This window comes from Limosilactobacillus avium (genome assembly GCF_947381485.1).
In the GTDB taxonomy this organism is placed as follows: Bacteria; Bacillota; Bacilli; order Lactobacillales; family Lactobacillaceae; genus Limosilactobacillus; species Limosilactobacillus avium.
In genome coordinates this window covers 1-21,767 of record NZ_CANCWN010000031.1, presented here as the reverse complement: position 1 = coordinate 21,767, position 21,767 = coordinate 1, and the positions used below count along the sequence as shown (strand labels likewise).

The 21,767-nt window shown below is 50.8% G+C and carries 15 protein-coding genes and 1 pseudogene; 3 read left to right on the top strand and 13 right to left on the bottom strand.

Going from position 1 to position 21,767, the window contains the following annotated elements; genetic code table 11:
- Window positions 1–381 precede the first annotated feature (381 nt).
- The 7 genes from QOS01_RS08760 to QOS01_RS08730 all read right to left on the bottom strand — a co-directional run bounded on the left by QOS01_RS08760 (window position 382) and on the right by QOS01_RS08730 (window position 6,463).
- Window positions 382–630 carry a YkuJ family protein gene (locus QOS01_RS08760; protein WP_283622015.1) on the bottom strand — a complete coding sequence of 83 codons (249 nt, stop codon included), beginning with the start codon at window positions 628–630 and terminating at the stop codon, window positions 382–384.
- A 44-nt stretch (window positions 631–674) separates the two neighbouring features.
- The gene (locus tag QOS01_RS08755; protein WP_283622014.1) at window positions 675–1,703 is read right to left on the bottom strand and encodes a lysylphosphatidylglycerol synthase transmembrane domain-containing protein; all 1,029 of its coding nucleotides are present in this window, start codon (window positions 1,701–1,703) and stop codon (window positions 675–677) included.
- On the bottom strand, window positions 1,696–2,730 hold the full coding sequence (locus QOS01_RS08750; protein WP_283622013.1) for a glycosyltransferase family 4 protein: 1,035 nt from the start codon (window positions 2,728–2,730) through the stop codon (window positions 1,696–1,698). The genes QOS01_RS08755 and QOS01_RS08750 overlap by 8 nt, the downstream gene beginning before the upstream one ends.
- A 2-nt stretch (window positions 2,731–2,732) precedes the next feature.
- Complete coding sequence (locus tag QOS01_RS08745) at window positions 2,733–3,947, bottom strand: glycosyltransferase family 4 protein (protein WP_283622012.1); 1,215 nt, start codon at window positions 3,945–3,947, stop codon at window positions 2,733–2,735.
- 209 nt (window positions 3,948–4,156) lie between these two features.
- Entirely contained in the window at window positions 4,157–5,890 is a 1,734-nt protein-coding gene (ptsP, locus tag QOS01_RS08740; protein WP_283622011.1) for a phosphoenolpyruvate--protein phosphotransferase, read from the bottom strand.
- The gene (locus QOS01_RS08735; protein WP_047768045.1) at window positions 5,890–6,156 is read right to left on the bottom strand and encodes a phosphocarrier protein HPr; all 267 of its coding nucleotides are present in this window, start codon (window positions 6,154–6,156) and stop codon (window positions 5,890–5,892) included. The genes ptsP and QOS01_RS08735 overlap by 1 nt, the downstream gene beginning before the upstream one ends.
- Window positions 6,157–6,277: 121 nt before the next feature.
- A complete protein-coding gene (locus tag QOS01_RS08730; RefSeq protein WP_283622010.1) occupies window positions 6,278–6,463 on the bottom strand; it encodes a hypothetical protein in 186 nt (61 codons plus the stop codon).
- A 228-nt stretch (window positions 6,464–6,691) separates the two neighbouring features.
- On the opposite strand from QOS01_RS08730, the gene QOS01_RS08725 reads away from it, so the two are divergent.
- Entirely contained in the window at window positions 6,692–8,905 is a 2,214-nt protein-coding gene (locus QOS01_RS08725; protein ID WP_283622009.1) for an ATP-dependent Clp protease ATP-binding subunit, read from the top strand.
- Window positions 8,906–8,958: 53 nt separating this feature from the next.
- Here QOS01_RS08725 and QOS01_RS08720 read toward each other — a convergent pair whose 3' ends face one another.
- Complete coding sequence (locus QOS01_RS08720) at window positions 8,959–9,558, bottom strand: ECF transporter S component (protein WP_283622008.1); 600 nt, start codon at window positions 9,556–9,558, stop codon at window positions 8,959–8,961.
- A 138-nt stretch (window positions 9,559–9,696) separates the two neighbouring features.
- Between QOS01_RS08720 and QOS01_RS08715 the strand changes: the two genes are divergently transcribed.
- Window positions 9,697–10,410 (top strand): MucBP domain-containing protein, encoded by a 714-nt coding sequence (locus QOS01_RS08715; RefSeq protein WP_283622007.1) that lies wholly within the window; start codon window positions 9,697–9,699, stop codon window positions 10,408–10,410.
- A gap of 50 nt (window positions 10,411–10,460) precedes the next feature.
- Here the strand turns inward: QOS01_RS08715 and QOS01_RS08710 are convergent, their stop codons facing one another.
- The gene (locus QOS01_RS08710; protein ID WP_408612493.1) at window positions 10,461–11,576 is read right to left on the bottom strand and encodes an AI-2E family transporter; all 1,116 of its coding nucleotides are present in this window, start codon (window positions 11,574–11,576) and stop codon (window positions 10,461–10,463) included.
- Window positions 11,577–11,878: 302 nt separating this feature from the next.
- Between QOS01_RS08710 and QOS01_RS08705 the strand changes: the two genes are divergently transcribed.
- Window positions 11,879–12,427, top strand: a complete 549-nt coding sequence (locus QOS01_RS08705; protein WP_283622006.1) for a hypothetical protein — start codon at window positions 11,879–11,881, stop codon at window positions 12,425–12,427.
- A gap of 218 nt (window positions 12,428–12,645) precedes the next feature.
- On the opposite strand, the gene QOS01_RS08700 is transcribed toward QOS01_RS08705, so the two are convergent.
- The 4 genes and pseudogenes from QOS01_RS08700 to QOS01_RS08685 all read right to left on the bottom strand — a co-directional run bounded on the left by QOS01_RS08700 (window position 12,646) and on the right by QOS01_RS08685 (window position 21,550).
- A complete protein-coding gene (locus QOS01_RS08700; protein WP_283622005.1) occupies window positions 12,646–15,093 on the bottom strand; it encodes an SEC10/PgrA surface exclusion domain-containing protein in 2,448 nt (815 codons plus the stop codon).
- Between the two features lie 112 nt (window positions 15,094–15,205).
- Window positions 15,206–18,685, bottom strand: a complete 3,480-nt coding sequence (locus QOS01_RS08695; protein WP_283622004.1) for a peptidase M23 — start codon at window positions 18,683–18,685, stop codon at window positions 15,206–15,208.
- A 186-nt stretch (window positions 18,686–18,871) separates the two neighbouring features.
- Window positions 18,872–20,241, bottom strand: a pseudogene (gene ltrA, locus QOS01_RS08690) (group II intron reverse transcriptase/maturase).
- Window positions 20,242–20,884: 643 nt separating this feature from the next.
- Window positions 20,885–21,550, bottom strand: a complete 666-nt coding sequence (locus QOS01_RS08685) for a DUF2971 domain-containing protein (protein ID WP_283622003.1) — start codon at window positions 21,548–21,550, stop codon at window positions 20,885–20,887.
- Between the last annotated feature and the right edge of the window lie 217 nt (window positions 21,551–21,767).

The following is a 21,767-nucleotide window of genomic DNA, read 5'->3' as shown; positions in this document are numbered from 1 at the left end:
AAGAACTTGAATAGCTCTAATTTAAATTAATTAAGCGAATTGACTTCGCAAATGTTTTGCTCTAATCACCGAAGTGACCAGAGACCCTACACATTTGATTCGTCGAAACTTTGTTCAGTTTTCAAAGGTCTACCAAGCTGTATCAAACAGCTCTTAAATTTTATCATCTCATTGAATAACTGTCAAGAACTTTTTTTCAATCAAGTAATCGAAAGAAGTAATTAACCAGTCCCTCGAGACAACTTTTATATGATAACAAAGAATCAAATCTCTGTCAACAACTGTTTCGAAATTAACTTGTTAAGAAAATAACAACTTCGCAACAGCAAATAATAATATACCAAGGTCCAAGCAATTCGTCAACACCTTTTCAATAAAAAATTAAAATGTGTGCTCCAAATCATATAAGCAGTCGTAAACTTCGATTGCTACCAGGTCAATGTCGTCAAAGCGGAACCGCTCATGAGGACGAAAACGGACAAACACGTATTCACCACTCCCCTGGACATAGGTGACCTCACACACCGGAATCCCGAACTGCTCAAAGGTCCGTTTCTGCCTTCGCCCCGTCCGGTCACGCTTCATTGCATCTAAGCGCCGGATAATTTGTACTAACTGTGAATGCTCCACTGTCTCCTGTTCACCTCCAAAACAAAAGATGAGTAATGGCCCCACTACTCATCTTGAATATCATGTTTAATTTTATCTGGTTTAACCAGTAATGCAACCATTCCGGCAAACATTCCGAAGTAATAAGTCAGTAACCGCCACAGAATCATTGCGAGCACTAACTTACTCCCCGAACCGATAAAGCTTGCAAAGAGCACCGAAAAGGAGTACTCCGCTCCCCCGGCCCCACCAGGAATCGGGAAGAGTGAAATAATCATAAAGATCAGCACGTGCAGGCTGATTACCATCACGAAGTTAATGTGGTGTACCCCCAGGGCCAGCATTATGAAATACGGAATTGCGTAGTAGAAAAATAGCTGGCACAAGGTGACGATGCATACCCGCCACATCTTACCGTACTCGCTCTTGATTCGTAAACTTTCCTGGTAGAAAGTGTCGACCTTCTCATTTAGGGTTACCCGCAGCCGTTCGTACCGTTCTGGCTTCATAAAGAGCCCCACCGGTTTAATTATCAAATTAAGGGCCTTCTTGGTAAAGCTATACCAGTACATCACCAGTAAAAGACCGACAATCACGGCCAGGTGAATTAAAAAGCCAAACAGGACGAACAGGGAAAGGGCGTGGAGCTTTTCGGCGATAAAGTGAAAACCAATCACCAGACTGATCAAGAAGTTAATGACAATCATCGCCTGAAAGACAACGAACTTCATCAAGAGGACCGAACTCGCCAGTCCCCCATCAACCCCACACTGGAGCATCCCCACCAACTGGGCCGGTTGTCCACCAGTCGAAAACGGAGTAATCCCGTTAAACAGCTGCTCAATCGGTGGAAGGCGCATCGCATCCTTCCAGGTAAAGTCCGGGTGGCGGTTATTCATGAAGATCTTGACGACCACCCCTTCTAGTCCCAGGTAGAGGCAGATACATAGCAACGCCACTAGCATCCACCACCAATTTAGAGTAAAGAAGTCCCGGACCAGCAGGTGGAGGTTTACCGTCCGCAACGAATACGCAATGATCCCCCCACCAATCAGGAGCATCAAGATAAGGACGAACCAATTCTTCCTACTCATGGTCATCCCCCTTTGCCGCTTGCTCACGATAGAATTTCTCCCAGATCTTAGCCAGGTGGTCTTCAGAGTAACGAGCCGCTGCTGCGTGGGCCCGTTTTTGGCAATGGGCCAGACGGGCCGGGTCATTTCTCAGCAGGGTCAACTTCTCTTGCATTTCCAAGATATCCTTGGCGGGTTCGTAGTCCCCGTCGATAATACTGTGGTAGAGGTCGAGGTCGCGCAGCATGACTGGCGTCCCACAACTAAAGGCCTCCAGGACCGACATAGGAAAGAGCTCGTTAAACGATGGTAATAGGAACAAGTCGGCCGCGTTGTTGAGCTCCGCAATCTCGTCCCGGCTAACGATCCCCGTAAACTTGAGGTTGGCCGGCGGGTTCTCCACTACCTTCTTCAGCTCATGGTAGCCATCCGTCAAGGGACCAAACGAAAAGCCCCCCGCCCAGACAAATTGGACGTCCGGATTTTGCTTGGCGAGTTGGATGAAGTCTGGAACCCCCTTGCGTTCCTGAACCTGACCACTTCCCAGGACAACGAACTTATCTACAGGCAGGCCGTACTTCTTACGCAGGGCGAGACGCTGTTTAGCATCCACCGGGTGGAAACGCGCACTGTCCACAAAGTTGGGGATATAAGTGATCTGCTCACGGGGAATCCCATAAGCCACTAGTTTATCAATAAAGGACGGGTTAACGACCACCAGGTGATCCATCCGCTTATAGAAGGCAATCACGTAATGATAAAAAATCCCACGAAATGGTTGTGGGATTTTCAAACTACCTTCCAGGGTCTCCGGTAAGAAATGTACGTAACCAACCTTTTGTCCCCGCTTCTTCGAAAAGGTCGAAAAGTAAAAGGGCAGGTCGATCGTGTGGTAGTGGCTAATGTCACTCGTCCGATAGTGGTTTATTTCAATGTCAAATTCATCTTCAAAGTGCGTCTTCAGCAGGTTGATCAGTTCCAGATAGGCACTTCCCACCCCTTGACCGGCAACCTTGTCTGCTGATGAAAACATCGTAATTTTAATCATCACTAACTCCTCGAACGATGAAATAGGCGACGGTGGTGCCGCGCCTTGGCAACTTCTCTTTCGGCCAGCGTCGTTTGACAATCGCGGTAGTACTCGACTACCCGCTTGGCAAAAACTTCCGCCGAAATAGCGTGCAGCTTTTCTTGGCGCTTCTGGTGGGACTCCTCGGTCCCGGGGTTATTCAGGTAGTGAATGACCCCCTTGACCAGGTCCTCCCGCTTTTGGAAACTCACCCCAATTGCTGGATCATCAATCAGTTCGTCCGTATAGACGCTGCGCATGACAACGATTGGTAGGTCCGAAGCCAGGGCCTCATCGTAAGTTAATCCCTGGGACTCGGAATCTGATGCGGACACAAAAACATCTGCCATTTGGTAATAATGGTGGACATCATCATTCTTGATTTCTCCCGCAAACTGGACATGGGACCCTAAGTCCATCTGGCGGACCTGCCGTTCCAATGTTTTTCGGGCAGGCCCGTCACCAACAATCAAAAGCTGGACAGCGGGATTTTGGGCGAGAATATCGGGCATGGCATCAATCAGGGTATGGATATTTTTCTCGTAGGCCAGCCGACTCAAAGAAAGGAGGACCGGCGTGTCATCTTCGTAACCATACTTGGCACGCAGGGCGTGGACCGCTGCTGGTGAGTCCTGGTGCTGGTACACCCGGAGGTTAATCCCCGTCGGAATAATCCGGATGGGCGCCGTAACGTCATAGGATCGCAGGGTATCCAGTACCCGCTTACTTGGGGCAATCACCCCGTCGATGTTGTGCATGTAAAGACGCGCATAGGTGGCCACGTTCTTTGGCTTGACGATGTGACCATTGGCAATGTAGTGAAGGTAGTCCTGGTACATCGTATGGTAGGTGTGCAGACACGGAATATCCAATTCGTGGGCCACCAGCTTGCCAATCATCCCCAGGGCAAACTCGGTCTGGTTGTGAACAACATCGAGGTGGAACTGACGGGCCAGGTGAACTGCCCGAATACCACCCCGGATAGCGATTCGCCGGTCCGTGAAGGAGACAAAGGGGATGCTGGCAAAGCGGTAAATGCCGTTTTCAACATCGTCCTTCTTTGCCTGGGGGTCAGTCGTCGTAAAGATATAAACGTGGTGCCCCTGAGCAGTCAGCTCGTCACGGAGGGTCTTGATGGAAGTCGCTACTCCACTGACCTGGGGAAAATATGTATCTGTAAAAAGACCAATATTCACGCTAACTGCTCCTATCTATTCGTTTTCGCATAATGTTATTTATTATACTAAAGTGCCCATTCTTTAGCAAAAGACACATTTCTCCTATTGTAAGATGATTCCGGGCTATCGACAAGTCCACGTTTGCGAGATTAATTTTTTCTTAAGGAGCGGCAAATCAAAAGGCCCCGGTCGCTCACTCACGACTGGGGCCCCAACTTATAAGGATCTTACTCCAAGTTATTTTCCTTCAAGAACTTCTTCACCATCGCGGTCACCGCACTGGCCGTCTGGGCATTTAAGGACCGGTGGACAAGCGGTTGGAGCTGACGGGTGTTCATCTGCTTGATCAAGGACCGGATATGGAGGATCTGGCCACTGTTCATCGAGAACTCATCCAGTCCCATCCCCATCAGCAGTGGCGTTGCCAAGGGATTACCAGCCATCTCACCGCACATGCCGACCCACTTGCCTTCCGCATGGGCCGCGTCAATCACCCGCTTGACGGTCCGTAGTACGGCCGGGTGGAGTTCCTGGTAGAGGTAGGCAACCCGGGTATTCCCCCGGTCGGCCGCAAAGAGGTACTGAATCAGGTCATTGCTGCCGATGCTGAAGAAGTCAACATCCTGGGCGAAGAGGTCGGCCATCATTGCTACTGACGGGATTTCCAGCATCATCCCCACCTCGATGTTGTCGGCAACCGGTACCCCGGCCTTTTCCAGTGATGCCTTTTCTTCGTCCAAGATTTGCCGCGCCTGGCGGAATTCTTCAATCGTGGCCACCATTGGGAACATGATGGCTAACCGTCCATAGACCGACGCCCGAAGCATCGCCCGCAGTTGGGGACGCAGGATCTCCGGCTTAGCCAAGCCAATCCGGATGGCCCGAAAACCCAGGTAAGGGTTGGTCTCATGCGGGAGGGGGACCATTTCCAAGCGCTTGTCACCGCCCACATCCAGGGTCCGGGCAACCACCCGCTGCTGGTTCATCGCGGCCACGAACTGCTTATAGGCATCAAACTGCTGGTCCTCACCCGGCAGCTTGGTCTGGTTCATGTACAAGAACTCGGTTCGCAAGAGGCCAATTCCCTCAGCCCCGTTGTTCTGGGCGTCTTGGATATCCGCCAGCGTACCGACGTTAGCCGCAACCTCGAAATGACGGCCGTCCTGACTGATGGTTTCCTGGTTGCGCAACGCTCCCCAGGCTTCTTGCTCCTGGGCAAACTTACCGGCAAGGAGGCGGTACTTCTCGAGTTCGTCCGCCGACGGGTTAACAATTACCTTGCCGTGGATACCGTCGACTACCAGGAGGTCCCCATCCTTGATTGCCGTCGTGGCCTTCTTCGTACCGACGACCACCGGCAAAGAAAGGGTCTTGCTCATGATTGTGAAGTGGGAGGTCCGGCCCCCCATATCCGTGACCAGGCCCGCGACATAGCGCCGGTCAAACTGGGCTGTATCCGTCGGGGTAATATTGTTGGCAACAATAATTGCCCGGTGGTCCAACTGCCTGGGATTGGGGAGTTTAACACCAAGAAGGTGACTCAACAAGCGCTTGGCGAGGTCATGCATTGCCGTCCCCCGCGCCTGGAGGTAGTCGTTGTCATTCAGGCGCTCGAAAATGGCCATGTAGTGGTCCGCCACCTTTTGTACTGCCCACTCCGCCGTAATCTGCTCGCTGACAATGTGTTGTTCAATTGAATCAAATAAAACGGGGTCATCCAGCATTGTCAGTTGTGTATCAACAACCGTTGCCGCCCGCTGACCGAGTCGCTGGTGGGCCTGGTCACGGATTGCTTGTAGTTCTTGGCGGCTTAAAGCAAAAGAATCATGAAGCCTGGCGACCTCATGATTCTTATCACTAATATGCTGTTTTTGAACCGGAAGTTCTGACCCCACTAATAGGTAAGCAGGCGCAATCGCAATCCCACTGCTGGCTGCTAACCCATTGAGCAGTAGCGACATTAGTCAGTCAATCCTTCCTTCTTCATGGTTTCAGCAACGGCATCTAAAGCATCCTTTTCATCGTCACCACTAGCCGTGATCGTAACCTTAGCATTTTGGCCAACACCAAGAGACATAACACCCATGATGGACTTTAAGTTAACGCTCTTGCCTTCGTATGACAAGGTAACATCGGAAGCAAACTTTGAAGCAGCTTGAACCAAGATGGTTGCTGGACGTGCATGAATACCAGTTTCAGCAGTAATTGTAAAATCGCGTTTTTCCATTTTTAATCAGTCTCCTTCGAGCAGATTTACTTTTTACCAGTGCTTATTCTAACACTGATACACCTCGATAGATACATTTTAGCAATTGTAAGCGGTAAATACAAGGTGGTTAAAAGGCATCTTACCGTTTAATCATCCGGTAAATAATCTTGCCACCAATGTGGGCCTGCCCCGTTATCTGGGTCCGGTACGGGTAGGCATGATAGATCCGTTGAAACTCCTGAAAGTTGTCAGGGCCAATCTCAAACTGGTCAATCTTGCCCGCGCGCAGGTCGTCAAGTTCCTGCTTAAAATCACGTTCTGCCAAGCACTCCCACCTCCAAATTTATTTTCTATTCCTATTATACACACCCGGCCCCCTAATTTTAGCAAACAATTGTAAAGAGTGCTAAAATGAAACGTGATCAATCCTTACTTTTTTCTAAAGGGCAGTCATATTCCTTGCACAGCGATAAAAAGTAAGTATAATGTAATCAATGGTCAAGAAAGGTCAAACATATTTTTGACTATCTTTTTCAGGGAGGTACTAATATAGATGCTTTGTCAAAATTGTCATCGGAATCCAGCGACGATTCACTTACAAATGAGTTTTAACGGTCAGCGGATTCAAGTTGACCTCTGCCAAGAATGCTATCAAAAATTACAAAACTTACAAGCAAATATGATGAACGGGGGTAACGGAATGAACAACTTCGGTTTTGGAAACCTCGAAGACTTTATGAACGCAATGAACAACATGCAAGGCCAAGCCGCTAACGCTAATGGCCAAAACGCCAACACCCAGAACCAACGCCAGGGTGGCGGCCGGAATGTCAAGGGAATCCTTGGCCAATACGGCATTAACATGACCGACCTGGCCCGCCAAGGCAAGATCGACCCAGTGATCGGCCGGGACAAGGAAATCAACCGGGTCATTGAAATTTTAAACCGGCGGACAAAGAACAACCCAGTTTTGATTGGTGAAGCCGGGGTTGGTAAGACGGCCGTTGTTGAAGGGCTCGCCCAATCCATCGTTTCTGGCCAAGTACCAGAGAAGCTGGCCAACAAGGAAATTATCCGGCTGGACGTCGTATCCCTTGTTCAAGGGACCGGAATCCGGGGCCAGTTCGAACAACGGATGCAACAATTAATGAAGGAAGTTCAAAAGAACAAGAACATCATCCTCTTCATCGACGAAATCCACGAAATCATGGGTGCCGGGAATGCTGAGGGTGGCATGGACGCCGGCAACGTCTTGAAGCCAGCCCTTGCCCGTGGTGACTTCCAACTGATTGGGGCCACGACCTTAAACGAGTACCGGAAGATTGAAAAGGATGCCGCCCTCGCCCGGCGGTTCCAACCAGTCCAAGTAGACGAACCAACTGTTGAAGAAACCATCCAAATCCTGAACGGGATCAAGGGTCGCTACCAGGACTACCACCACGTTAAGTACACTGATGCGGCAATTGTTGCGGCGGCCAAACTTTCTGACCGCTACATCCAAGACCGCTTCCTGCCTGACAAGGCCATTGACCTGATGGACGAAGCCGGTTCACGGAAGAACCTGACCTTGAAGACCGCGGATCCTAACATGATTGAAAACGAGATCCATACGGCTGAGGCCCACAAGCAACAAGCGGTTGACAACCAGGACTACGAAAAGGCCGCCTTCTACCGTGACCAGGTTACCCGCCTGGAAAAGGCCAAGAAGGATGCCGAAGAAAACCACACTGAGGAATCAGCAACGGTTACCGACAAGGACATGCAAAAGATTGTTGAAGAGAAGACCAACATCCCCGTTGGTGACCTTCAGCAACAAGAAGAAAACCAGCTCCGTGACCTGGATAAGAAGCTCGAAGCCCACGTCATTGGTCAAAACCAGGCCGTGGACAAGATTGCCCGGGCCATTCGCCGGAACCGGATTGGGCTGAACAAGTCTGGTCGGCCGATTGGTTCCTTCCTCTTTGTTGGTCCTACCGGGGTCGGGAAGACCGAAACTGCCAAGCAACTGGCCAAGCAGCTCTTTGGTTCCAAGGATGCCATGATTCGGTTTGACATGTCCGAATACATGGACAAGACTTCCACTTCCAAGCTGATCGGGGCCGCTCCTGGTTACGTTGGTTACGAAGAAGCCGGTCAACTGACCGAACAAGTTCGGCGTCACCCTTACAGCCTGATCCTGTTGGATGAAGTTGAAAAGGCCCACCCGGACGTCATGCACATGTTCCTGCAGATCCTTGATGATGGTCGCTTGACCGATTCACAAGGGCGGACCGTCAGCTTCAAGGACACGATCATCATCATGACCTCGAACGCCGGGACTGGGGACGCCGTTGCCAGTGTTGGTTTCGGTGCTGAGGCTTCTGGCTCGACCCACTCGATCATCGACAAGCTGACCAACTACTTCAAGCCCGAATTTCTGAACCGGTTCGACGACATCGTTCAGTTCAACGCCCTGACCAAGGACGACCTGATGAAGATCGTCAACCTGATGATCACCGACGTTAACACCATGTTGGCTGACCGGAAGCTCCACATTGATGTGCCAAAGGATGTCGCTGAAAAGCTGGTCGACCTTGGTTACGATCCGAAGATGGGTGCCCGTCCACTGCGCCGGGTAATCCAAGAGCAGATTGAAGACCGGATTGCCGACTACGTTCTCGACCACAACGATGCCCACAAGCTGGCTGCCAAGTTAGACGGTGATGGTAATATCACTGTTGTGGCGGCAGACGACACCGCTGCTCCTGAAGCAGAAGAAGACAAGTAATAGATATACGAAAAAGCTGGAGGGAAGAAATTCTCTCCAGCTTTTTTTGTGTCTCAAGACATCGCCAACCGACGGCGAACTTCCAGGACCGGGTAGGCAATCAGCGGAACCGCAAACGCCGCGAGGACCAGTTCCGCCACCCCGTTGGTCGCCATGATTACCTCCAGCGTCGGCAGAAGGTGGTCAACGTCAACCCCGTAAGCATGGGCAACCGCCGGTGTCCGGTAAAAAACGGCCACCATCCCCAGGACCAAAACGGTGTTGGTCAAACTCCCCGCAATCCCGGCAGCGACCATCGCGACCTTATTTAACTTAGGCCAGTGACTGATGCCCCGGTAAAGGGCCCCCGCCACCAGGCCAATCATGATCCGCGGCATGACTGACACCAGGGGGTTCACAAAGACCAATGGCGCCAGCGGACTGGACGGGGCCACGAAGGCACGGACCCAGGTAAGCAGCCCCCAGGTGCCGCCGATAATTGCCCCATCGACGGGCCCCATGACGATGGCCGCGATGATCACGGTCACGTGCATGGTCGTGATGCTAAGCGGGCCCAAGGGGATGTTACCAAAGAATGGTACGAAGTCCTGGATTAGAATAATTGCAATAAAAATCGCCCGGAGCGTGGTCCGGTGAATCTGCTGGTGTCTCATCTGTCACCCTACCTATCTATTGAATGTCCTAATTTTAACAGTTTGCTAAAGGAATAACCAGATATATACCAAAGGCGCGGCGGGCCCTACAAAATGCGGTATAATAAGAATAATAGATTTTTATAATGGGGTGGAAATATGCTAGGACATTTTAAGACTGGGAACCCGGTTTGGGTTTACTACATTGATATTGATAGTGGCGAAAATATCATGGTTCCCCAACTTTTGCGCGGAATTCAGGGCTGCAATTACCACATCGACAAGAAGGAGTTCCCCCACTACCGCTTCATAAAGATGGAAGGACAAGCCAACGGGACTTTTGACATGCAGCGCCGTGACGTCAAGCTCTACTACCGGAAGCAGAGCTGGCAAAACGTCGAGGACATTGACATCTACCTCCAGATTGACAAAACCACCAAGGTCTACGATACGGTCAACGGGATGCCAATCAACGACCCCGTTCCGGCCGGAATCGTTGTTAAGGCCTTCCACCGGGTTGATACCGAGAGTGGTGACACCTGGTACGAGTTGGGTGCCGGCCAGTGGGTCAAGTACGAGAACATGCGGGTTGTCAACGACCCCTTCACGGATGAGAAAATTCCTTCCCCCATCGCCGATAACCTGACCATCATGCCCCTCAAGGATGTCCAGGGGACCATCGACTACCTCCCTGGCAAGGCCGCCGATGTCTTCGATGCCCCATACGGGAAAAAGGTTGACACGATTGAGGACGGCAAGCGCGTCCAGATCACCGGTCAACTCAACGATAACGGTGAGATTACCTGGTACCAGATCGGTAAGAACAGGTTCATCACCGGCAACTACGTCATTGTGGATGGGCAAGACGAATGAAAAAGAACTTTAGCGATTCGGTATCATGCGCCGAACGCTAAAGTTCTTTTTTACTCTTTCTTTTCTTCCGTGACCGGGTGCTCAATCCGGTAGATGTCAAAGAAGTACTCGCAGACGGTTTTCACCACCGCGTAGGCCGGGATGCAGAGGATCATCCCCGCCACCCCCGCAATGTGACCGGCAGCCAGCAACAGCAGGATAATAGTCAGCGGGTGAATCTTGAGTGACTTCCCGATAATATTCGGGTAGATCACGTTCCCGTCAATTTGTTGGACGATAATCACGACAATGATCACTAGAATCAACTTCTTGGGGGCCATGGTCAATGAAACAAACAGGGCCGGAGCAATCCCAATGTAGGGCCCGATGTAGGGAATGATGTTGCAGAGGCCGGCCACGATCCCGAGGACCAGGGCCAGGGGCTGCTTGATAATCATGTAACCGATGGAGGTAAAGACGGCCACGAACAGGCACTCAATTACCTGCCCGGCGATGTAGGAGGACAGGGTGTTGTTCATCTTGCTCAGCAGCTCGTCGACTTCCTTAGCGTGGTGCGGTGAGAGCCACTTCTGAATACTCGGGGCCAGCTTATCGCCATCCTTGAGCATGTAGAAGAGCATTACCGGAACCGTGATCGTCACAATCGTAACGTTGGTGACGGCACCAACGATGTCACCGACCCGGCTACTCAACCCCTTCAAGATAACCTGAGCGTACTTGGCCAGCTGGTGGTCAAACTGCCGGTAGTAAGATGACAGGTCGACGTTCTTCAAGAAGGAGTGCTGGACCGTGTCGTTGAGCAGCTTTTGCACCCCACTCACCGTCTGTGGCAAGTGGGTCACCAGGGTAGTAATTTCCTTGACGACCGGTGGAATCAATGCCGCCAGACCTCCCGCAATAATAAGAATGAGGACGACCACCAGTAGCAGGCTGGCGATTCCCTTATTCATTTTAAAGCGCCCGACTTTGACCTTCATGATCAGCTTCAGGATCGGGTTCAACATGTAATATAGAAAACCCGACAGGATCAGGGGCACGAAGACGACCGAAATAAATGTAAAGAACGGCCGGAAGATGAACTGAATTTTGGTACAGACAAAGATTAACGTCGCAATTACCAGAAGCGTTAACGGCCAAAAGAGCCAACGATTAAACTTTTTATCCACAATGTTTCCTCATTTCTAATTAAGTACCCTCACATCATAAGGCTTTTTGCCTCAAAAAGATAGGCGCCCACTTTTGATTTCAGCTCGTAACACTTTTCGTAACTTTTATTTTGGGTCCCCTTTTCGCCGCACCAAGCCCACCAGCACCGCATTTGGCGGCGTTCTAGCAAGCGGCAAGATTAAGACAAAATGACATTTTATTGACTAAAAGGTTACATAAATATTTCAGACATGTTACAATATTTATATCGAATGAGATACGAACAATGCTAAAACAACATTGTGGAAGGGGTGCTATTATTATGAAGTTAAACAAGAAAGTATTAAATGGTTCGTTAGTTGTCTTACTTGCTTTAGGTCTGGGTGGTTGCGCTGCTAATAGTGCAACCAGCACGCATAAGACCCACCAAGCAAACAGTGAACAAGTGGTTAAGCAAAGCAGCCACAAGAAGGCCAACAAGGCTTCCGCGAAGACGGATGCTAAGTACGCAGCCGCAAAGAACTCAACTTCTGCTAATAGCACTACTTCAAGTGCTACCACCAGCAGCCAAACTGCTGTAAGCTCCAGCACGACAGCTGTCCAACACAACAGCGCAGTTGCTGCCAACAATACAGCAACATCCACAGTTGCACCAGCAAAGACTGCGGAAGAACCAGCAACGAACGTTAAGCAAAACCAGCCTATCCAACTGGGCTTGGGTGACGTCGCAACCTGGACCGATGCTAAGGGCGTAACCCACCACGTTGACAGTGACGGGATGGACCGTTACACCACCAAGGGCAGCAGCCAGGTTCAATACCAAGACTGGTCCGGTCAATTACCAAACAATGCTGTTGTTAGTCACCACTAATTAAAACTAAATAATAGCATTCCACAAAAGCGGCTGGGAGAAAACTTTGTTTTCTCACCAGCCGCTTTTAGTTTTCCGAATATTACACAGTAATCGCGGAAAAAAAGCGTGCTCCTAGTGTCTAGTTACGGACAATCATTGGCCCGTACCGTGCCAACAATCGTCCTATACTAGCCATACGGAGCACTCTGAAGCTTTTTTCCAGCTTCTTTTGTGCGCTATTGAATATTCATCTTACCAATTGGGAAGTCGTAGTCAACGTAGCCCTGGTCGGCATTAGTCGTCAGTGAGTAACGGCTGATCAACTTGTAGTCGTCACCAGGACGGAGATTGGTGACCGTCCACTGGGCATTAAAGCCGGACTGGCCGGCATCCGCATACTGGTTACCGACCGCCGCCGCGACGTCCGCCCGGTCCAGCCCCGTTTGTTGAGTGGTCAAGGTGTGGCGGCTGACCTCCCTGCCCAGGGTATTATCGAACAGGATCAAGGTGTGTACCGGGTTGACCATCCGCGTGGCGTGCCAGCCGGCTGCCGTCACGGTGTATTGACCCGCACCAGATGGTTGGACACGCCAGCTATCCAGGTGCCCCGCTTCATTGCCGCTTTCCAGCACTGTTGACGGGTACCAGTAGTCCGTGTACTGGCTGCCATTTCCGTTGCCATTTCCCGTGGCCGAACTTGAGTAGCGACTGATGATCACGTACTGGTGGCCGGGAACAATCTGGGCGTCCTTCAGGTCCAGGCTCAAGTTGAAGCCGGACTGACCGGCACCAGTGATTCCCGGGTAAACCCGCTGGACATCCGGCCGGGCAACACTATCGACATTAAAGGATGCGACCTGGCGGTTATCCGTGCTGTCGTATAGGATAATGAAGTGGTGCTGCTCAAACTGGGAAACGGCGTTGGCGTGCCAACCGCTGATGTTGAGCTTGCCGCCGCTAATGCTGAAGTTATCCAGGTGGCCAAGATTGGCGTAGTTACCCTCCGTCAGCGGTGCGAAGTAATAGTCCACCGCGTTGCCGTTCCCCGCCGGGTCGTCCGTGTAACGGCTAAGAACTTGGATCCGTTGGTTAAAGTTCAGCTTGTCAACGGGGAAGTTAACATCAAAGCCCGACTTGGCGGCCCGGTCAACGTCCGGGTAGACATTGGCGACGTCGGCCCGATTGACCCCGTCAGTGACCAGCTGCCGGGCCACCTCCCGGCCGTTGTTGAGGACGATGATGTAGTGGTAAGGACGGTTGGCGGCCTTGTTGGTGGCGTGCCAGCCGGTCAGGTGTAACTGACCATCAATGACCTTCGCCTGGTCGAGGCAGGCCCGGTTAGACTGGTCCACGGCAACCGGGGCAAACCAGTAGTCCACGTAATTCTCGTTTCCGGCAGCGTCACTGCTGTAGCGACTGATCAGCTGGACGGCAGTCGTGTTGGCCAGGTCATCCCCCAAGTTAATTTTGACAGAAAAACCAGAGTGAAGGGCGTTGTAAACGTTATGGACCGCCTGAACATCCGACCGGGTGACCGGGGTAACCAGGGTCCGCCCCAGCTCGTGGCCATTCTGGTCAAGGGCGATGATGTAGTGGTAGGCCCGCCCCTGACTGGCGTTAGTCGCGTGCCAACCGGTGGCGACGATTGACCCGTCCGTCGTCAGGTGAGCCCCATCTAGGTAGGCGTAATTGCCATTGTCGTTTTGGTCCCAGTTCCCGACCACGGTGCCGGCATTGCTGTAGTCACTGGCGTTGAAGTCGGTCCCGGATGTCCAAACGTAGTGCATGTCGATGTTTTCCAGCTGGAACTTAAAGGTCGTCCCGTTGGCATACCGCCCGGTCCCGGTCCCATAGGTCAGTGATGGGTACAGGGCCATGGCCGTCACCGGCTGGTTGACGGTCAGGAAGTTCTGGGCGTGACCGAAATTATCGGCCGCGTCGTTGAAGAGCATCCCCATCACCCCGTAAAAGATCGACGCCCGGAGGTCATCCATGGTCGTGATGGTAAAGAGCGGCACGGCGCTATTGTCCACAAAGTCGCGCCCCTTGGCCTCCGCAAACGGCCGGGCCCGCAAGCCCGAAACGTTGTCAATGTAGATCTGCTGGGCCGCAATGTTTTCCGACCGGCCGTTTAAAATGGCAAAGTCGTGCCAGCCCCCGTTGAGTAGGGACTCGTTCTTGGCCTGGTACTGGAGGGCAACGTTGCGGGTCTCATTGATGGTCCCCTCGTTTTGGACGAACGGCTCCTGGCCAAACTCGGACCGGACCTTGTTCACCAAACTGAGGCCGTACTGGTTCATCTCGGCAACCTGATCAGACGTCAGGTTGTTAACGTCGACCTTCTCCTGGGCCGCCGTGGAATCCGACTGGTAGTCGTTGCTGTACAATCCCTGCTGGGCCTTTTGCTCCAGTGCCTGGGCAGCGGCGGAACTGTTGACGTTACGGACGGCGTCCAGAGTGTAGCCATCGGGGATGTTAACGTTCTGGGTCGCCTTGACCTGGTTCAGGTTATCTGAATAGAGCTGAACATAATTCGGGGTGGTTGTCGTTGTTGTCGTCTGGGTAGTATCCGACGTCGTCGTGGCGGTCGTGGTATCCGCCTTGACGTTTTGTCCGGCAATCACCAAGCCGGCAACGGTCGTGATCGCTGCCAGTGTTGTAACACGCGCAATGCTTGCTTTCATGCATTAATTCCTCCTCATTTTCATAACCTATATTTTAACCCCAATCCGCAAAAAAGGACCGTGACACGCACAAATGTCATGGTCCTTTAATCTGTTAGCAATATTTCGTAACTTAACCCCGGTTGCGGATAACCGTTTGCGGGTTCAGCCAGGTTCCACTACCCGTGGCCTGGTTCGGATCGGTCCAACTTGGCTGGAAGGAGTGAGCCAGGTCAACACCGTAGTTTGGACTGGTGTTGATGCCGAGGTGGAGGTGGTCAGTGTTCCGGTAACCGATGACCTGCCCCGGATAGATAATCTGGTTCCGGTTGATGGTGATCTGGTTGCGGTTACTGAAGGCTTCCTGGTAGACGTAGAGGTAACGACCATCGTAGACGATAGCGTACCACCACATGATCTGCCCCTTGTCGTCACGGCAGGTGTTGACGTCTAAGACCTTCCCACCGTGAACGGCGTGAACCGCGGCGCCAGGGTGGTCATAGGCACCGAAGTCCAGGCCGTCGTGGAAACCGTTTTTCCGTGGATAGGAAGAATAACCAAAGGCCTGCCCTGAGGCAAAGTAACCTTCCCCATCGGCAGGGAATGGCCAGGACCAGCCATCGTTTTGTGGCAGGGCCCGGGCAATCCCGTTCGTGCCGAAGTCGTAGCAGTGACCATCGACATAGTTGATCCCGGTGTACATCTGACCGTGAAGCTGGTCGTTGTAAACCCAGAGGTCATCGGGGTTCGGTTGGTTTTCGTAACCATCGGAGAAGTAGTAGCGGTTGTTGTTGATCGTCCGCCAGCCGGTTGCCACTTGCCCCCGGTCAGGGTCGTAGTAGACCGTCCCGCCGTTGAGGTGCTGGAAACCGGAGTTGATGCTAACCATTGGGGAAACGAAGTCAACGGCGTTACCGTTACCGGCGGCATCGTCGGTGTAGCGGTGGATAACCTTGACGCCCCAGTGGTTCATGGCGGCGTTAACCGGGAGCGTGGCGGCAAAGCCAGACTGGCCGGCGTTACCGATCCACGGTGCCTGGCTGGCGCCCGCACCTGATGACTGGTTCGAATTGGTGTTATTCAGGGCCCGACGGTAGAATTCGTGCCCATCAGCCCCAATAACAATTAGGTACTGGTAAGGACGGTTGGTCGTGGCCATGGCAGCGTGCCAACCATTGACACTGATGGTGTTGGCACTGCTGTTATAGCTAACGGTAGTGGCCCCGGCGTTGGTTGCGTAGTTCCGGGTCCGAATATCGGTGTAGTTGCTGTTGCCATCGGCGGAAGCGGACAGACGGAGGATGAAGCTCAGCTGGCCGTTCGTCAGTTGACTGGCGGTGACGGGGATGTCAACCGCGAAGCCACTATTGGCACTCTGGTAAATTTGCGGATACTTGGCGGCCACGTCCGTCCGGCTGACAAAGTTGATCTTACTCCGGCCAACCTCCCTGCCGTTGTACAGGGCAATGACAAAGCCGTTGGGTTGGCTCAGCCGCTGGTCACTAGCCAGCCAGCCGGTCACGTGGAGGGTGTTGCCGCTCTGGCTAATGGAATCAACTGCGGAGGCTGACTGGTTCAGGGCTACCGGGCCAAGCCACATGTCTTGGCAAGCACCACTGCCACCATTCCCCTGGGCAGAGTTCGAGTAGCGGCTGACGATCGAGTAGGAGTAACCAGGCGTTAGGTTAACCTGGCCAAGGTCGGCTTGGAAGCCGGATTCGTCGGCGGTAACAACCTGGGGGTAGACCTTGGCAACGTCGTCACGGCTGACCGAATTAGTAACCCGCTGGGCAGCCACTTGGATCCGGGTCGTATTGTCAAACACGATCAGGAAGTGGTAAGGTGCGGCGACCGCAAAGTCGTTGGCGTTCCAGCCCGCTACGGACAGGTGACCATTGCTGATGTTGAAGGAATCAAGGCTCCCCTGGTTAGTGGTCGTCAGGGGCAGCCACTTGTCAGTATAGCGGCCGTCCCCACCGTTGCCGTTGGCGCTGGTCGAGTAGCGAAGGACCAGGGCGTACTGGTGGCCGCTGACAATGTTATTGCTTACCGGCAAGGTGGCAGTGAAGCCAGAGTTAGCGGCGTTGTAGGCAGCGAGTCCCTGGGCAATTGCGGGAGTGGCTGCCGACTGCGTCTTGGCAGCGGCCACTTGTCGGTTGGCCGTCGTGTCAAAGAGGATGATGTAGTGGTTGGTTTCACCGTAAGCCGCATCGGCCGCGTGGTAACCGTTGATGGTAAGCTGGCCGTTCTCGTTCTTGATGCTGGTGATGCCGGCCATGTTGGCGTTGAAGCTGATTGGGGCAAACCAGTAGTCGGTGTAGTTCTCGTTGGCGTCCTTGGTGGCACTGTAACGGGAAATGACCCGGATCTGCCCCTCCACCATGGCCGCCTTTAACGGCATGGAAAGCGACCAACCGGAGTTGGTAGCATCATACAGGCTTTCGAAAGCCCGAGCAACATCGGGACGGGCAACATTGGTAACTTGCTGACGGGCGATCTCGTGACCCTGGTTATCCAGGACGATGATGGTGTGGTAAGGGCGATCCTCTTCACCCGAAGTGGCGTGCCAACCGGCGAGGTTCAGCTTGCCATTAGCAATTGATGCGGAATCAAGGTTGGCGCGGTTGGTACGGTCCGCTTGAACCGGCGTAAACCAGAAGTCGACGTGGTTCCCTTCCCCACCCTTGTCGTCAGAGCTGTAGCGGGAAATGACCTGCAGCTGGTCGTTGAGCCAGCGGCTGTCGTTGCCGAAGTCGTGGTCGAAGGACCAGCCGGAGTTGGCGGAGTTATAAATATTGCCGTAGACCCGAGCAACGTCAGAACGGGTAGTGGTATTAACCTTTTGCCGGTAAAGTTCGGTGTGCTGGGTTTGGTCATAGATAATGATCCAGTGACTGCGGTCCTGGTAGCTGGCGTTGGTGGCGTTCCACCCGCTGGCTTGGAAGTGGCCGTTGGCAAAGGACCAACTGTCTAAGTGCCCTTCGTTGTTTTGGTCAAAGGCAATTGGCGCGTACCAGTAATCAGCGCCATCGTTAGCGGTTTGGTCTCCACTGTAGCGGCTAACGATTTGGAGCTGGTGGTTGACCCAGTCAGCAGAATTGATTTTAAAGGATGCGGACCAACCGGAGTTGCCAGCCCCGGCAACGTTTGGGTAAGCCTGGGCAACGTCGGGACGCTGGACGGGTTGAACGGTCTGGCGACCCAGCTCGTGGTTAGTGGTGTGATCAAGAACGATGATCGTGTGGTAGGTACGGCTCTGGGCGCTCCCGTTGGCGTTCCAACCACTGATGTTGAGCTGGCCGTTACTGATGGTTGCTGAATCAAGGCTGGCGTAGTTGCCACGGTCGGCGTTGGTCGTCTGGACAGGAGTAACGTTGTTTTCCTGGGCAGCGAAGGCCTGCTGCGTGCTTGCGGAAACGCTGACCTGGTTGCTGGTTGCTGTGGCTTGGCTAGCGGTCGAGACGGCGATTGCCTGGTCAGTGGTTGAAGCTGGCTGTGTGGCATCGGCGTGGGCAGCCTGCTGGTGCAGTGCCAGGACGGTCCCACAAACGGTCAGGGTCAAGCCCGCCATTGCAAGACGCTTTGCACGGTTCAAATGCAAATAATGTTCCATTGTGGATGTCTCCCCCAAATATATAAATTCTCGGTTTCCTATTATACCATTCGGGTAATAAATGAATTTGTTTTTGTTAGTTATCTATGTGGTCTTTAGCAAATCGAGTAGGAGGTAATTGATTAGTTCAACTACCGACCTCTCACACCACCGTACGTACGGATCCGTATACGGCGGTTCGACAACTTAATCACTTTGAATTGACTGGAGCGTCTTGGACATATTTATTAGTCCAAGGTGCTCCAGTTTTCTATTAGTTAGAGAATAGCTCAAAGTCTTACTGTGTGCTGTTCGCCAGTAGCCCTTACGGGTACTAGCGAATACATATGCATCACGATAAGACAATCCGAACCTTTGTAAGTTAGTAACCTTAGTTTTGAATTTCTTCCATTGCTTCCAAATATATTGCCTTATTCGCGCCCTTAACCACTGGTCAAGTCGTTGAATAAAGCCAGTCAGTTTCCCAATTGAGTAATATTGAAGCCAACCGCGCATTTTGCGCTGAATTTCCTCAAACATTTGCTCAATGGATACTCCCCGATTGCGCTTTGTTAACAGCTTTAGCGCTTGCTTAACTCGCTTTTGTGATTGCTTGGCCGGCCGGGCATAGGCACCGTTACGGTCTACACCTAGTGAAAAGCCAAGAAACTTCAATCTTAGGGGACTACCAACTTTAGTTTTATCTGGATTAACTTTAACCCTCAATTGCTTTTCGAGAAAATGGGTAATACTGCGCATTACTCGTTCTCCAGCCCGTTGACTTTTAACATAGATATTACAATCATCCGCATAGCGTACAAAGTGATGGCCACGTCTGGTCAACTCTTTATCCAACTCATTTAAGTAAATATTCGCCAGTAATGGTGATAATGGTCCACCTTGCGGAGTTCCTTTATCGTTCCTAGCGAAAAGCCCATGGTCTAAGACTCCACTCGTTAGAAATTTGCGAGTAAGCCTTAATGTCCATGGGTCATCAATATATTGTTGGAGGTATTTAATCATTAAATCATGATTGACATTGTCAAAGTAGGCCTTTAGGTCTAGGTCGACTACTCGTCGGTAACCCTGATTATATAGATCAACTACCCTTTCGATTGCGTCTTGGGCACCTCGTTGAGGGCGAAAGCCAAAACTATTATCTGAGAAAACATGTTCAAAGATGGGCGTGAGAACTTGGGCCAATGCTTGTTGGACCATTCGGTCCACCACCGTTGGTATTCCTAGTTTTCTCACTCCACCATTGGGCTTGGGAATTTCCACCCGTTTGACTGGTGATGGTTTATAACTACCATCACGCAAACTGGTAATTAGTTCCGTTTTATTTTCTCTGAGGTATGGCAGAAGGTCATCGACAGTCATATCATCAATGCCCGCTGCCCCTTTATTTCTCTTTACCCGCAAATAAGCCTGGTTCAGGTTATTGCGGTCCAAGACTTGGTCTTGGATACTTTACCTTCACCATAATCGGTACTACGCGCCCTTGTGTACTTTCGGTTTTCCAAACCTATCCTCGACAAGCGGTCAGCTTGTGGTTCTGTTTTCTGCGATTGTCGCACCTGATTACACCTCCGATATAAGTTACAAGTTATTGTCGTTCGGTCCTTCATCTAATTAGACTACTATGACCTCGGCTGACTTCTGACTTACTCAACGCTACATCACTGCATCGCTTGTTTCTGTGGAATTTCATTCATTCCTCTTGTCGGAAACGTGTAGGTCAGATCTCCCCGGGTAAGAATATTAACTTTCGTACCATGTCACCGTTAGCTTTACTGAAAGCAACTTCGAGTAGTATTGGACTTTAGTTTGTATGGCAACCTTATCCAGTTACTCTCAGCCTTATAGCTACTTCTTGTTCATCGGTGCGGTACTTTGCCTTAGACTTCCTTCAGATTCCACCTCACAGTGGACACCCTTGTCCTCGGCTCATGGTTCCGACTACTACGGCCCATAGCGGACTTTCACCGCCTAGCTAATACCCATGCCGGGCGCACCACAGTAAGCAGTCAATACGTATCGTTATTGACTGCTTACATTAGTGCCAACATCGGAGATGGCTTTGAAATAAAATTGAGTGTAGTAATTTCGTATTTACCTTTCATAAAAAAGTCTCCTGATTAAATTTCTAGTAATCAGTATAGGAAACAGAAATTAGAATTGAAAATACAGACGTGTTGTTATTCGGTACCTATGCATATACTATCTATAATTTTGGCTTGACTTACATACCGAAATCTCTTTGTTTTTAGAAGAATAACAATACTTTATATATGGTGCAATATAATCCCACTCCATAACTTTTGGTCCCAAATATACCTTAGTATACTTGGGACAATCAGAATCAATATACGTATATATAAAAGGAACATCACATTTATTACTATTTTCTGCAACAATTTTTTTAGGCATACATTCATTAACTATCAGTCTATATTCATCTTCGTACGCATATGATGCATCCTTAAAGAGATACCGCACTGTCTCAAGTTGATTAATTATGTCGTCCACATTAAGCTTACTGTTATTAACGCAATCATAAAGTTTTAAGATTTCTTTGCTTAACTTTCCCTCATCTATACCATTCATGTCGCCTTTAAAGCGAATTTTTCTTTTTTTCCCCTTTGTTTTTAGTTCAATTATATCGGTGTCAATGTAACATACTTTAAACAATTTTTCCCTTCCATTTTTATATAGACTTTTCAAAAATTTACTGTCATAAACTAAACATGCTCCTACTCCATTATCCGTATATTCCCTCCATAAAGAAAGATCATCTATTTTCTTACTAGCTGACGAAATGAAAATACTAGAATCAGTATATTCCTTATTCTCTCTAGAAGCTGATAAATTTAATAAATTTAACAATTTCTTTCCTTCAGTTGGATCATTTAATTGTTTAGAATTCGTTAATCTTAAGCATCCTTTTTCTTGACATTTTTCTTTAAAACTATCATTTCCTGTATTAGTCAGTTTTGTAGACGATTTTGGTACAATTACATGTTTAATAGTCCTGAAATGTCAAATTAAGTTAGAAAGAAACTAACTGTGCGTCTGTGATATTCTCCATGAATACCTCAATGGG